This is a genomic window from Halopelagius inordinatus (genome assembly GCF_900113245.1).
In the GTDB taxonomy this organism is placed as follows: Archaea; Halobacteriota; Halobacteria; order Halobacteriales; family Haloferacaceae; genus Halopelagius; species Halopelagius inordinatus.
Window position 1 is genome coordinate 790457 of sequence record NZ_FOOQ01000001.1, and the last position, 13984, is coordinate 804440.

Consider the following 13984-nt stretch of genomic DNA (forward strand, 5'->3'; position numbering starts at 1 on the left):
CTTTCTGCCAACCGGTCCGGTGTGCTCTCCTCCCGTCGGGAGACGAAAGAGCCCTCCACTTCGAACTCGTGACGTACGTACCCACACCGAAGGTTGCAGCGAACCGCAGTTTTATAGCAATCGTTAATGATACTTCTGGCATATGGAGAAACCCCTCCTCGTGACCGACTTTTTGGACCGCGCGCGGCGTCACTACGGAAAAAAGGAGGCCGTCGTGGCGACGACCGGAGAGCGCTACACGTACGACGAGTTCGGAGACCGCGCGGACCGGTTCTCGGCGGCGTTGCAGCGATACGGCGTCGAGAAAGGCGACCGAGTCGCCGTCCTCGACCCGAACACGCACTACCATCTGGAGGCGGCCTACGGGTCGATGCAGGTCGGTGCAGTTCACACGCCGTTGAACTACCGACTCGTCCCCGCGGACTACGAGTACATCCTGAACGACGCGGACGTGGACGTGGTGTACGCCGACTACGAGTACGCGGGGAAGATAGAGCAGATACGCGACGAGGTGCCGACGGAGACGTTCGTCACGAACGACGTCGAGGCGGTGGAGGGAGACTGGCTCTCGTTCGACGAGGAACTGGAGGCGTCGGCCGACTACGACCGCCCGGAGATGGACGAAGACGACATCGTCACCATCAACTACACCTCCGGGACGACGGGTGACCCGAAGGGGGTCTGTCGCACCCATCGAGCGGAGACCATCCACGCCTATCTGGTGTCGATGCACCAGGAGTTGGCCGACGACGACATCTACCTGTGGACGCTTCCGATGTTCCACGTGAACGGGTGGGGTCACATCTACTCGGTGACGGGTCACGGCGCGAAACACGTCTGCACCCGCGGCGTCGACGCGGCGGACGTCCTCGACGCCGTCCGCGAGGAGGACGTCTCTTACATGTGCGCCGCGCCGACGGTGTTGAAACTGCTCATGGACCACTACGAGGCGGAGGGCGGCGTGGAGACGACGGGGTCGAATCCGGTGCGCGTCGCCACCGCGGGGGCGGCCCCGCCCGAGGCGACCATCCGAACCGTCGAAGACGAGTTCGGCTGGTATCTCATGCACGTCTACGGCGCGACGGAGACGGGTCCTCTCATCACCACGTCGCACGCCCGCCGCTTCTTCGACGACGACGACCCCGAGCGGTTCGACCTGAAGAAACGACAGGGCATCGGCTACCTCGGGACGGACGTTCGCGTCGTGGACGAAGACGGCGAGGAGGTGCCCCGAGACGGTCAGACCGTCGGCGAAATCGTCGTCCGCGGCAACCAGGTGATGGACCGCTACTGGAACAAACCCGAGGAGACGGAGACGGCGTTCTCGGAGCGGTTGGACGGCTACTACCACATGGGCGATTTGGCCGTCGTCGACGAGAACGGCTTCGTGACGATTCAGGACCGGAAGAAAGACATCATCATCTCCGGCGGCGAGAACATATCGAGCATCGAGTTAGAGGACACGCTGTTCGACCACGACGCCGTCGGCGACGTGGCGGTCATCCCCGCGCCCTCCGAGGAGTGGGGCGAGTCGCCGAAGGCGTTCGTCGTCCCGTCGAACGGAGACCCGTCGAACCCCGGCGTGACGGAAGACGACCTCATCGAATACTGCAAGGAGCGCATCGCGACGTTCAAAGTGCCCAAGGAGATAGAGTTCGTGGCCGAACTGCCGAAGACGGCGACCGGAAAGGTCCAGAAGTACGAACTGCGAGAACGCGAGTGGGAGGACGAAGACCGGATGGTCGGTCAGGGCTGACTCAGAGGTAAGACGAGTCCCAGCGGGTGGCCTTCCGTCGGTTGCCGCAGGTGTTGCACTGGATTCGCCCCATCGTGTCCATCGCCAGGTCGAAACTACCGTCGTGAGTGCACATCCAGCCGTACCGCCTCTCGCGGCCCTCGTCCGAGTACGCCACCACGAACGGCGACTCGGACCCCCGAGCGGCCTCGTCGAAGGCGACGAAGACGCGTTCGCCCGCCTCGGTCTCCCGCGTTTCCATCGTCGGGGTGTCGTTCTCGATTGGCTTCGTGTAGACGCGTTCGACGAACGTCTCCTCGCCGATGTCGAGTTCTCGGTCCGACCCCCGGGAGAAGCCGTGGTCCTCGTAGAACGTCGCCCCCGACTCGTTCTCGGTCAGCACCCGCCCTTGGATTCGCTCGACGCCCTCGGCTCTGAGTCGCCGTTCTACCTCCCGCAGCAACCGCGTCCCCAGTCCCTCGCCGCGGTACGCCGGGAGGACGTGGAGCCAATCTATCTCGCCGACGGACACCTCTCCTTCGTTGACGTAACTCTCGGCGAACGCCACCACCTCCCCGTCGTCCGTCCCCACGACCAGTATCACGTCGTCGTCGGTTAGCGAATCCGTCACCGTATCGCGGTCGTACCACTCCCTGACCGCGTCCGAGAGCGTTTCTTCGTCGAACGCGTGTCCGTACGAGGCGATGAGCGACTCGCGGGCGACCGACTGTATCTGTTCGGCATAATGCGTGTTAGCGTCCCGCACATCCATGCCGAATGGTAGGGACGTTCGTCACTTCACCTTGCGGGATGACCCACGGTGTGAAGACGAGTCTCGCCGCCTGCGTCCGACCGTCGGCGTCGTCCGACGCACTCGGCGCGACTCTCGGCGTGGGCGTCGCTTCGCTCTCGGAGTCGCCCCCGTGGGCGGTTCTACTCGTAGGTGCCGAACGGAGCCGTCTCCCGGATATCGGCCCCGGAATGTTGACCTTATACTACCTATAGGAATATCTACTTATATGGCCGATATTACCAGCCATAAAGGGCATATGTACAAAACGATTATTAACAATCTTATCAGGAGTAGTGTCATGGCACGGGATAACAAATCTCTCCATCGGAGAGACTTGTTGAAGGCTGCTGGTGCAAGTACCGTTGGAATAACCGCGCTCGCTGGCTGTTCCGGCGGGGGCGGCGGCGACGGAGGCGACGGTGGCGACGGTGGCGGCGGAGGCGGAGACGGTGGGGGCGGCGGAGGCGGAGGCGACGGCGGGGAGGACTATCCGCCGCTCGGAAACTTCCCCATAGAGGGCGACACGGCGACGTTCGGGTTCAACGTCCCGCAGTCCGGTCCGTACGCTTCGGAGGGGCAGGACGAACTCCGCGCTTACGAACTGGCGGTCAAACACCTGAACAACGGCGGCGGATGGGTGGACTCTCAGTTCGACGACCTGTCGGGCGACGGCGTCCTCGGCTACGAAATCGACTACGTGGACGGCGACACCGCCACCGACGCCGACACGGCCCGTCAGTCCGCCTCTCGGATGGTGGAGCGCGACGGGGCGATAATGGTGTCCGGCGGGTCCTCCTCCGCCGTCGCCATCGCGGTGCAGGGGCTGTGTCAACAGGAGAAAGTCATGTTCATGGCCTGTCTGACGCACTCGAACGATACCACCGGGAAAGACTGCGCTCGGTACGGCTTCCGTGAGGTGTTCAACGCGTACATGACCGGACAAGCGTTGGCTCCGGTGGTGCGCGACGAGTACGGCGAGGACCTCAAGTTCTACCAGTTGTACGCCGACTACAGTTGGGGCCAGACCCAGCAGGCGTCGATGGAGAAGTTCATGACCGAGGAGGCGGGCTGGGAACAGGTCGACAGCGTGGCCACTCCGCTCGGCACGTCCGACTACTCGACGTACCTCTCGCAGGCGGCGAACTCCGGCGCGGACGTGCTCATCCTCAACCACTACGGCCTCGACGGGTCGAACTCCGTCCAGCAGGCGGTCGACGCCGGCATCGACCAAGACATGGAGATTATCGTTCCGCTGTACAACCGGCCGATGGCGGAGGCCGCCGGCGGTGCCATCGAGGACATCTACGGTACCGTCGCGTGGGACTCGCAGATAGACAACGAACCGTCGAACCAGTTCACGGAGGTGTTCCAGTCCGAGTACGACCGCATTCCCTCCGGGGTGGCACAACTCGCGTACGCGCAGACGCTGCAGTACGCCGCCGCCGCCGAACGCGCGGGAACGTTCTACCCGCCCGAGGTCATAAAACAGCTCGAAGGCTACGAGTACGACAACATCGGCATGGGCGCAGAGACGATGCGCAAGTGCGACCACCAAGCGCAACGCGACGTGCCCGTCGTCAAAGGCCTCTCCTCGTCGGACCAGTCCGACGGCCAGTACTACGAACTCGTGAACCTCACGAGCCGAGACGACCTCGGCTACGCCTGCGACGAAGGACCGGCCGCGGAGTGTGAACTCGGCTCCTACGAGTAGACACTCACAGCGGAAACTTCATAATCTTTAGACCAAAATTCGCATTCCATACTGTCATGCTAATACAATTCACTATCGGTATCAAGCGGGGATCACGCCCGGCCGGAGGGGTTCCGGTATGAGCCTTCTGGCCGACGTCGTGACCATCCTCCTGAACGGCCTCCAGCAGGGCGCGATATACGTCCTGTTGGCGGTCGGACTCTCTATCATCCTCGGGACGCTCAAGTTCGTCAACTTCGCCCACGGGGCGTTGTACGTCATCGGGACGTACGCGGGTCTGTTCGTCGCCCTCGAAGTGAACCTCACGTCCGGGAAGCTCTCGGAGTGGGGCTACTCGACGCTCGGACTGGAGTGGGGCTTTCTGGCCGCGCTGATACTCGTTCCGCTCATCGTCTTCTGCGTCGGACTCCTCATGGAGCGCTACGTCGCGCGGTCGTTCTACGACCGACCGGACACCGACCAGATTCTCGTCACGTTCGGCCTCGCCATCGTCCTGCAGGAACTGTTTCGGGTGCTGTTCGGCAGCAACAGCCTGCCGTTCGAGCAACCGGCGCGCATCCTCTCTTTCGCCGGGTTCGCCGGAATCCCCGTCTCGGGTCCCGTGGCGCTTCCCATCGTCGGAAACTTCCCGCGGTGGCGCCTGTGGGTCATCGCCATCACGGCGGTGCTCGTCGCTATCGTCTACGCTCTCGTCGAGTACACCGACTTCGGACTCGTCGTCAGGGCCGGGACGAGAGACGCCGAGATGGTTCGACTCCTCGGCATCAAGATAAGCCGTCCGTACCTCGTGGTCTTCGGCATCGGCTCTGCACTCGCCGGCGTCGCGGGCGTCGTGGGCGGACCGCTGAACGTCGTCAACCCGACCGTCGGGATGGACATCCTCGTTCCGGCGTTTCTCACCGTCGTCATCGGCGGCGTCGGCAGCATCGCCGGCGCAGTCGTCGGCGGCGTCCTGTTCGGCCTCACTACTGCCGTCCTCGTCGCGTTCGTCCCGGCGTGGTCGCAGGTGGGGCTGTACGCCATCGCGGCCATCGTCCTCCTGACGCGACCGCAGGGCATCCTCGGTAACGAGGAGGTGGCGCCGTGAGCGACTCCGACCCCGAACCGTCTCCGTCGGGCGACGGCGGAACGGTCGTCGAACGGCCCGGACTGCTCGACCGGTGGGAGCGGATTCGCGAACGCGAGGCGACTGTCGTCGGTATCGCGGCCGTCGTCGTCGCGGTGTTCCCGTGGCTGTTCGCTCGCGCCCCGTTCGTCAGCGACGTTCTGCTCGGCTACCAGAGCCTCGCGACGCTCATTCTCATCTGGGGCATCTTCGCCATCGGCTTCGACCTGCTTCTCGGCTACACCGGCTTGCTCTCGTTCGGCCACGCGGCCTTCTGGGGCGGGGCCGCTTACGCGGCGGGCATCTTCTCGAAGAGCGTCTCGGCGGACCCCATCGCGATGGTCGTCGTCGGCACCGTCTCGGCGGTACTGTTCGCGTGGGTGCTCGGATTCCTGTCGCTCCGACGCGGCGGCATCTACTTCAGCATCCTCACGCTGGCGTTCGGGCAGATGCTGTACTACATGGCCACCGCTCCGCTCTCGGCGTGGACCGGCGGCGAGAACGGACTCACCGGAATCAGCGTGGCTCCGCTTTTCGGCACGTTCCACCTCGAAGCCGACCTGCCCGGACTGGCGGGCGAACTGATGGGGACGTGGCTCTACCTGTTCGTCGGCGTCATCGCCGTCGGCGCCGTCGCCGCGGCGTACCGTATCCTCAACTCGCCGTACGGCATGGTGTTTCGCGCCATCCGCGAGAACGAACAGCGCGCGCAGTTCGTCGGTCTGAACGTCTGGCGCTACAAGCTGATGGCGTTCATCATCTCCGGCGGGTTCGCCGGTATCGCCGGGAGCCTGTTCACCATCCACGGGTCGTACGTCCCGCTTCAGTCGCTGTACTGGACCGAGTCCGGAGAAATCGTCATCATGACCGTCCTCGGCGGGGCGGCGTCGCTCTTCGGCCCGATTCTCGGCGCGGCGGTCTATCTCTACGTCGAGAACATCGTGAGCGGCATCCAGACGCTGCAGATTCCGCTCACCGACGTCGTCCTCCTCGACGACTTCGGGACGTACTGGCACCTCCTTTTGGGACTCGTGTTCGTCGTCGTCATCTGGTTCGCGCCGCGAGGCATCTGGGGGGCGATAACGGACGTCCGAACGTTCGTCTCCGACCGTCTCGGGGGTGACCGCCGATGAGTTCGGGACCGCTTCTCGAAACCGACGGCCTCGTCAAGGAGTTCGGCGGCCTCGTCGCCACCGACGACGTCAACCTCTCCGTCGAGTCGGGCGAACGCGTCTCGATAATCGGCCCGAACGGCGCGGGCAAATCGACGCTCATCAACCTCATCACGCGCCGACTCGACCCGACCGCGGGCGACATCCGGTTCAAAGGCGAGTCCATCGTCGGCTTGGAACCGCACCAGGTGGTCCAACGGGGGGTCTCGAAGTCGTTCCAGACCGCCTCGATCTTCCCGGACCTCACGGTCCGAGAGAACGCCGAAATCGCCTCTCTCGCCGCGGAACACGGCGAGTTCGGGCTGAACTTCCTCACGCACCGAAACAACCTCTCTGCGGTTCACGACCTCGCAGAGGAGACGCTCGACGACGTGGGCCTGTTGGACCGCGCCGACACCGAAGCGGCAGACCTGCCGTACGGCGACAAGCGCCGCCTCGAAATCGGTATCGCACTCGCCGCGGACCCCGACCTCCTCCTCATGGACGAACCCACCGCGGGGATGTCGCCGGAGGAGACCCAATCGACCGTCGAACTCGTCGAACGGGTCAAGCGGGAACGCGGCCTCACGTTCGTCCTCGTCGAACACGACATGGAGATCGTCTTCAGCGTCTCCGACCGCATCGTCGTCCTCAACCGAGGGCAAGTAATCGCCGAGGGGACGCCAGACGAGATTCGGGGGAATCCCGACGTCCAAGAGGCCTACCTCGGAGGGATGGAGATATGAGCCTGTTAGAACTCTCGGAGATAGACGCGTACTACGGTGAGAGCCACATCCTTCGGAACCTGTCGATGAACGTCGAGGAAGGCGAGATATGCGCCCTGCTCGGCCGCAACGGCGCGGGCAAGACGACGACGCTCCGGTCTATCGCCGGCGCGACGCCGCCGGACGTGCGAGACGGCGTCGTCCGGTTCAAAGGCGACGACATCACCGGCCGCACGGCCGAGGACGTCTCCATGCAGGGCATCTCCCTGGTTCCGGAGGAACGCCGCATCTTTCCGAACCTCACCGTCGCGGAGAACCTCCACCTCGCCGAGGTGGCCAGAAACACGTCCAACACGTGGAGGCGGTCGGTCGCCGTCGAACGCGAGGGACTCACCACGGACGAGGTGTACGCGCAGTTCCCCCGACTGGACGAACGGCGGACCCAACGGGCGGGGACGCTCTCGGGCGGGGAACAGCAGATGCTCGCCATCGCGCGCGCACTGAAGCAGAACACCGACCTGCTGTTGCTCGACGAACCGTACGAGGGTCTCGCGCCCAAGATCATCGAGGACGTAGAGGAGGCGGTCAGACGAATCAGCGACGCCGGGACGACCATCCTCCTCGTCGAACAGAACGCCGCGGCGGCGATACAACTCGCCGACCGCGCGTACATCATCGACCAAGGCGGAATCGTGTTCGACGGGAGTTCCGAGGAACTCCGCGCGGACGAAGAGACCCGCGAGCGGTATCTGGGGGTGTGACAGTGAGCACAGACGCGCCGTCGCCCGACGGCGGCCTCCCCGACCCGGAAGCGGTTCTGGATAGACTCGTCGAACTCGGGGCGGTGACCGAGAGCGAAGACGGGTCGCTCGCGACGACGAGCGAGTACGAGGACGTCCGCCGCGTCTACCACGACACGTACGCCGAGATGGACGACGACGGCGTCGAGTCGACGGTGGCGGACCTCTTCGGCGTCGAGAGAGCGGAGGCGGCGTCGCTTCTCGACGCCGGGGAAGTGACGAGAGCGGACGTCATCGCGTACCTCGCCGCGCGTTCGTTCGCCGACGGCGAACTCGACTCGCCGACTCTCGCCGTCGCGTCGGACCTCCTCGTCCGCATCGAACCCGAAACGCCGGTTCCGGAGGCGTTCGAGGAACTGACCGACGATTCGTACCGATCGTTCCTCGACTCGAACCCGGACGCGGTGGTGACCGTCTGGCGGCACCACTGCGACCCCTGCGAGGCGATGAAAGCGGACGTGCCCGAGATTCTCGACGCGGTTCCCGAGGGCGTCGCGACGGCCGGCCTCGACGGCCAAGACGCGCCCGCGTTCCGCCGCGAGTTCGGCGTCGACGCCGCCCCGGCGGTACTTCTCTTCTGTGACGGCGAACGCAGAGAGACGCTGACGGGACGCCGCCGCCCCGAGACGTTCGCGGACCGGTTCGCGGATGTCTTCGGCGACTCCTGAGTTCGGCGGTCTTCGGTCGGCTCTTTCCTTTTTCGACCGCTCGAATCGCAGAGAGCGTTCGCTCCGGCCGAACTGACGTGCGGAGAAACGGCCGGCGTCCGTCCGCGATTAGTCGACGCCGGTGACCATCACGGGTCGTTGCGCGCCGAGAACGACCGACTGCGTGACGCTCCCGAACAGCGCCTTTCCGGCGGGCGACCGCTTTCGCCCGCCGACGACGATGAGGTCCGCCTCCCCTCCGTCCGCGGTCCTCACGATGGCGTCCGCCGGGTCACCGCTCGACTCCTCTATCTCGCACTCGATCCCGTGTTCTTCGAGGTAGTCCGCCGCCTCGCGGACCGACTGGACCTGCGTCGCGGACGCACCGCTCGGGTTGTCGACGAACGTGTGGATGAGCGTCACCGACTTCTCTTCGACTCCGCCGGGGAGATTGACCACCTCTTCGACGCATCGAAGCGCGTGTTCCGCCTCGTCGTCGACACCGACTACCACGTGATACATACGCACAGATGTCCGCCCCCGCGGCTTAGTCTTTTGGGGGACGGCGCGGGGTTCGGTCGCCGAACCCCTCCGCGCTCAGGTCGCGTCCTCGACGACGTTCTCCGAGACGTAGACGACGAGGTAAAGCGGGATTCCCAACACGATGGCGATGGTGAGTGCGCCGTAGGCCGCAAAGCCGAGCGGCGTCGGCGGGAACGGAATCACGAAGAGGAATCTCGGCGCGCTGAGGTTCTCGACGAACGTGCCGACGAGGAATCCGGCGACGCCGGAGAAACAGACGAGCATCACGTAGAGCGCACCGACGAACCGTGGACCGTCGACGCCCGAGTCGCCGGACCGAGATGCGGACTCGCTCACGTTCGAATCTTCGGCCGACTCGGGTTAGTGGTTCCGTTCTCGCCGCCGGACACCGACGGCTCTTTGCCCTTCGACACTAACGCTGAGATATGTCCGACAAGGACCTCCTCGGCATCGTTCTCGCCGCCATCGCGGTGTTGATGCTCCTGACCGGCGTCGTCCTCATCATCTGACCGACGGCCGCTTTCTTCCGGATAGACGACTCTCGAAGCGACGCTACGGACTCGCTCGAAAGTCGGAAGAACAGTCGAGAAAACGAAGAGCGTCAGTTACTCTTCTGCGTCCGGCGTACTGCCGCCGTCGGTGAGAGCGGTCTCGTCTTCCTCGCCGCCGTCGGTGGCGATCGAGGTCTCCAGTTTGCGACTGAACCAGTCCCAATCGGAGGTGTAGAGGTTGTCCTCTTTGAGGTTCCACGGGTCGCCGTCCGTGATTTCCGGTCCTTCGAGCCACGACTGGACGATGTTGCCGACGAAGATGATCTGTCCGACCAAGAGCACGAACGCGCCGACAGTCGCGAGGAGGTGCAGGTCGGTGAACTGCGGCAGGTACGTCGCGTAGCGACGCGGCATGCCGCCGTAGCCGAGCAGGATCATCGCGAAGAACGTCAGGTTCGTCCCGATCATGGAGAGCCAGAAGTGCGCTTTCCCGAGCGTGCGCTGGTACATCCGTCCCGAGAAGAGGGGGAACCAGTAGTAGATTCCCGCGAACCCGGCGAAGGAGATGGCACCCATGACGATGTAGTGGAAGTGACCCACGACGTAGTAGGTGTCGTGAAGCACGAGGTCGACCGGAATCGACGCGAGGAAGACGCCGGTGACGCCGCCGATGATGAAGTTCGAGATGAACCCGATGCAGAACAGCATCGGCGTCGTGAGCCGAACGTTACCGTTCCACATCGTCGTTATCCAGTTGAACGTCTTCACCGCGGACGGTATGGCGATGGCCAAGGAGACGGCCATGAACGAGGCGCGGAGACGGGGGTCGATGCCCGTCGCGAACATGTGGTGCGCCCAGACGCCGAACGAGAGGACGCCGATAGCGAGCGTCGAGTAGACGACGAACTTGAATCCGAACAGCCGACGGCCGGCGAAGCGCGGCAACACGAGGCTGACGATGCCCATCGGCGGGAGCACCAACACGTACACCTCGGGGTGGCCGAAGAACCAGAAGATGTGTTGCCACAGTATCGCGCCGCCGCCGTCGTTGACGAAGAACGACGTCGCGAAGTTGCGGTCGAAGAGCAACATCAAGAGCGCGCTCCCGAGCAGGGGGAACGCAAAGAGGATGAGCCCCGACTGGGTGAGAATCGTCCACGAGAAGATGTCGAGGTTCGCCCACGACACTTCCTTCGCGCGTTCGGTGAAGATGGTCGCGATGAAGTTGATAGCGCCCATCGTCGCCGAGACACCCGTGAGGTGCAGTCCGAGAAGCATCAGGTCGACACCGGCGTTGGCCTGATTACCTTGGCCGATTCCCGCCGAAAGCGGCGTGTACATCGTCCATCCCGTCTGTGCCGGGATGACTTCCGGGATGGGGAAGAAGCCGGCCCAGATGAGTAACGCGCCCGGCGGCAGAAGCCAGAAGGCGATGGCGTTGATGCGCGGGAACGCCATGTCGTCGGCACCGATGAGAAGCGGGATGAAGTAGTTCGCGAACGCCGCGATGATGGGCGTCCCGAACAGGAAAAGCATCGTGATGCCGTGACTCGTCATCAGCGAGTTGTAGAAGGTGTTCGAGATGAGGGTCGCACCGGGGTCGGCGAGTTCGGCCCGCATCACCATCACCATCAACCCGCCCACCGCGAAGGCGATGAGTCCGTACGTTCCGTACAGGATACCGATGTCTTTGTGGTCGACTGTGGTCAGCCATCGGATGATTCCGGATGGCTTCTCTTGGTGGACTTCCTGCCCGTGTCCGCCGACGCCACCGCCGCCAGCCAGCGGCGTGTAGGTGCGCCAGTTCTCGATCCGCGCGAGCCACGCGGCGACGGCCACGAGGAAGACCCCCATGAGGACCGTCAGCGCTAACTGTCCGTTTATCTCCATGGGTGATTCTGAGGAACGGAGGGTAATGAAAGGTTCGGGTACGAGTCGCGAACGACGTCGCTACTGTCCGTCGGATTTGGTCGCGTCGGCGTCCGAAACGTGTGATTCATCGTCGGCCGACGGGTCGGATTCCGCGGTGTCGGTCTCCGATTCGTGCTCTGCCTCGTGAAGCGGAGTCGCCCCCGGAACCGTCGCCTGCCCCGGCAGGAAGACGGTCGAACCTTTCTCTGCCCCGGCGATGGCTTTTCCCGAGAGATACGTCAGTATCGCGAGCAGGACGAACGGGACGGCGAGCAGACCGAACTGCACCGCCATCGGGAAGAGTTCTGTGCCGAACGCCGGATACACCGCGAACCCGACGACGAAGAAGGCGATGATGAACAACGGAACGATGTTGACCGTCAGGTCCAACAGCGTCTCCTTGTCGAAGATTTTGTTCGCCATATAGCAGTGTCTCGGCGCCCCCGAATCAAATAGCTTGTTGGTTCGCTACCGTTCGAACCGATCGATCGCCTCGAACGTCAGTACGACGGCTCTCTCTCGTCGACGAACAGTTCTCCGACGACGCCGCCGACGAGGAGGATGACGCCCGCGGCGATGATGGCGTACCCGCGAGTCACGAGACTGACGTCCGTGAAAGCGATCACTCCGCCGAGAACGGAGAGAATCACCGAGAGGACGGCGAGCGCTCTCCACGGCGTCTTCGCGTATCCGGACTCGTGGGCCATTCCCGCGACGCTCCCGCTGAACAGGAGCAACCCCCCGACCGCGACGGGAAAGAGGTCGAACAGGATGCCGATCTCGGAGATGGGGATTCCGAGCGCGACGAACAGGGGCCACGGGCTGGCCATCCGGTACTGGTCTGAGAGCCCCGGCGTCTCGTCCATACCGGGCGTAGGTCACGCGGGGTAGAAAGCGCTTCGGAACGGTTCAGGGGACGCGGACGCCGTGGCGCGCGAGAAACTGCTCTACAGCCTGTATCTCCACCGGGCTCGCGATAATTCGACAGACACCGTCGGCGGGGAAGACGGTGACGGTGAACTCCGCTTCCAGTTCGTCTCGAACGTCCGCGAAGGAACTGCACGGGACGACTATCTCCGTACTGTCCCGAAAGGTGGAGGCATCCGCCATTCTGGTTCACTGCGTGGGTCGCGACTCCCGAGTATAATCGTGTCGAAGCGTGTCTCGCGCCCCCACGCACGCGCGAGTACCAAAACGGGGTCCGACCCGAAGGAACAGATTTTTCGACGCAGGTGGCAGAGGTGTAACCGATGGGACTGGAGGACGAGATCGAAGAACTCCGAGAGGAGATCTCGAGTACGCCATACAACAAGTCGACCGAGTCGCACATCGGCCGTCTGAAGGCGAAACTCGCCGAAAAGAAAGAGAAACTCGAGCAACAGTCCTCCAGCGGCGGCGGTCACGGATACGCGGTCGAGAAGACGGGCGACGTGACGGTCGCACTCGTCGGGTTCCCGAGCGTCGGGAAGTCGACGCTGATAAACGCCCTGACGAACGCGGACAGCGAGGTCGGCTCCTACGAGTTCACGACGCTGAACGTCAATCCGGGGATGCTCAAGCACAACGGTGCGAACATCCAGATTCTCGACGTTCCGGGTCTCATCGAGGGCGCGGCGGGCGGCCGCGGCGGCGGGAAGGAGGTTCTCTCCGTCGTCCGGACGGCCGACCTCGTCGTGTTCATGCTTTCGGTGTTCGAGATAGAGCGCTACGAACGCCTCCGTCACGAACTGTACGAGAACAAGATTCGACTCGACACGGAACGGCCGAGTCTCACCATCTCGAAGAAAGGCAAAGGCGGCATCCAAGTGACGACGACGGACGACGTCTCTCTCGACGAGGGCACGATAAAGGACGTCCTCAGAGAGCACGGCTACGTCAACGCCGACGTGACCGTCCGCGGCGACCCGACGATAGACGAACTCATCGACGGCATCATGGACAACAGGGTGTACCTCCCCTCCATGGTCACGGTCAACAAAGCCGATCTCATCGACCAAGACTACCTCCCGACGGTCGAGGAGAACCTCAGAGAGGTCGGTATCGACCCCGCCGAGGCCGTCTTCATCAGCGCCGAGGCCGAGAAAGGGCTCGACGCTCTCAAAGAGAAGATGTGGGAGAAACTCGGGCTCATCCGCATCTACATGGACAAACCCGGCCGGGGCACGGACTACGAGGAACCGCTCGTGCTCACAGAAGAGGAGAACACGGTCGACGACGCCCTCGACAGACTCGGCGGGTCGTTCGAGGACCGCTTCCGATTCGCGCGGGTGTCCGGTCCGAGCGCGAAACACGACGAACAACAGGTCGGACGCGACCACGAACTCAAAGACGAAGACGTCTTGCGCATCATCGCACAGCGGTGAGTCAGGGGC

General features: G+C 63.8%; 15 protein-coding genes. 8 read left to right on the top strand and 7 right to left on the bottom strand.

What is annotated here, in order from left to right; all coding sequences use genetic code 11:
- The first annotated feature begins 142 nt into the window (after window positions 1-142).
- Window positions 143-1756, top strand: a complete 1614-nt coding sequence (locus BM167_RS04205) for a long-chain-fatty-acid--CoA ligase (RefSeq protein ID WP_092889170.1) — start codon at window positions 143-145, stop codon at window positions 1754-1756.
- Window position 1757: 1 nt separating this feature from the next.
- On the opposite strand, the gene BM167_RS04210 is transcribed toward BM167_RS04205, so the two are convergent.
- Entirely contained in the window at window positions 1758-2507 is a 750-nt protein-coding gene (locus BM167_RS04210; RefSeq protein WP_092889173.1) for a GNAT family N-acetyltransferase, read from the bottom strand.
- Between the two features lie 319 nt (window positions 2508-2826).
- Between BM167_RS04210 and BM167_RS04220 the strand changes: the two genes are divergently transcribed.
- The 6 genes from BM167_RS04220 (at window position 2827) to BM167_RS04245 (ending at window position 8688) form a co-directional block, all read left to right on the top strand.
- Complete coding sequence (locus tag BM167_RS04220; protein WP_092889179.1) at window positions 2827-4239, top strand: substrate-binding protein; 1413 nt, start codon at window positions 2827-2829, stop codon at window positions 4237-4239.
- Between the two features lie 118 nt (window positions 4240-4357).
- Window positions 4358-5326: a branched-chain amino acid ABC transporter permease gene (locus BM167_RS04225; RefSeq protein ID WP_092889182.1), complete on the top strand. Its 969-nt coding sequence runs from the start codon at window positions 4358-4360 to the stop codon at window positions 5324-5326.
- Window positions 5323-6477 carry a branched-chain amino acid ABC transporter permease gene (locus BM167_RS04230; RefSeq protein ID WP_092889185.1) on the top strand — a complete coding sequence of 385 codons (1155 nt, stop codon included), beginning with the start codon at window positions 5323-5325 and terminating at the stop codon, window positions 6475-6477. Before BM167_RS04225 ends, BM167_RS04230 begins: the two co-directional genes overlap by 4 nt.
- Entirely contained in the window at window positions 6474-7241 is a 768-nt protein-coding gene (locus tag BM167_RS04235; RefSeq protein WP_092889188.1) for an ABC transporter ATP-binding protein, read from the top strand. The genes BM167_RS04230 and BM167_RS04235 overlap by 4 nt, the downstream gene beginning before the upstream one ends.
- Window positions 7238-7981: an ABC transporter ATP-binding protein gene (locus tag BM167_RS04240; protein ID WP_092889191.1), complete on the top strand. Its 744-nt coding sequence runs from the start codon at window positions 7238-7240 to the stop codon at window positions 7979-7981. The genes BM167_RS04235 and BM167_RS04240 overlap by 4 nt, the downstream gene beginning before the upstream one ends.
- Window positions 7982-7983: 2 nt before the next feature.
- A complete protein-coding gene (locus BM167_RS04245; RefSeq protein ID WP_245781303.1) occupies window positions 7984-8688 on the top strand; it encodes a thioredoxin family protein in 705 nt (234 codons plus the stop codon).
- A 108-nt stretch (window positions 8689-8796) separates the two neighbouring features.
- Here BM167_RS04245 and BM167_RS04250 read toward each other — a convergent pair whose 3' ends face one another.
- From BM167_RS04250 to BM167_RS04275, 6 genes are all read right to left on the bottom strand, one after another.
- Window positions 8797-9189, bottom strand: coding sequence for a universal stress protein (locus BM167_RS04250; RefSeq protein WP_092889197.1), 393 nt, complete (start codon window positions 9187-9189; stop codon window positions 8797-8799).
- Window positions 9190-9264: 75 nt separating this feature from the next.
- Window positions 9265-9546, bottom strand: coding sequence for a DUF7520 family protein (locus BM167_RS04255; RefSeq protein WP_092889200.1), 282 nt, complete (start codon window positions 9544-9546; stop codon window positions 9265-9267).
- 269 nt (window positions 9547-9815) lie between these two features.
- Complete coding sequence (locus BM167_RS04260) at window positions 9816-11555, bottom strand: cbb3-type cytochrome c oxidase subunit I (RefSeq protein ID WP_092891091.1); 1740 nt, start codon at window positions 11553-11555, stop codon at window positions 9816-9818.
- A 96-nt stretch (window positions 11556-11651) separates the two neighbouring features.
- Window positions 11652-12035: a DUF6684 family protein gene (locus BM167_RS04265; RefSeq protein ID WP_092889203.1), complete on the bottom strand. Its 384-nt coding sequence runs from the start codon at window positions 12033-12035 to the stop codon at window positions 11652-11654.
- Window positions 12036-12112: 77 nt separating this feature from the next.
- Window positions 12113-12478 carry a DUF7541 family protein gene (locus BM167_RS04270; RefSeq protein WP_092889206.1) on the bottom strand — a complete coding sequence of 122 codons (366 nt, stop codon included), beginning with the start codon at window positions 12476-12478 and terminating at the stop codon, window positions 12113-12115.
- Between the two features lie 43 nt (window positions 12479-12521).
- Window positions 12522-12722, bottom strand: coding sequence for a VNG_1110C family protein (locus tag BM167_RS04275; protein WP_092889209.1), 201 nt, complete (start codon window positions 12720-12722; stop codon window positions 12522-12524).
- 140 nt (window positions 12723-12862) lie between these two features.
- Here BM167_RS04275 and BM167_RS04280 point away from each other — a divergent pair, with 140 nt between their 5' ends.
- Window positions 12863-13975, top strand: a complete 1113-nt coding sequence (locus tag BM167_RS04280; protein WP_092889212.1) for an OBG GTPase family GTP-binding protein — start codon at window positions 12863-12865, stop codon at window positions 13973-13975.
- Window positions 13976-13984: the final 9 nt, after the last annotated feature.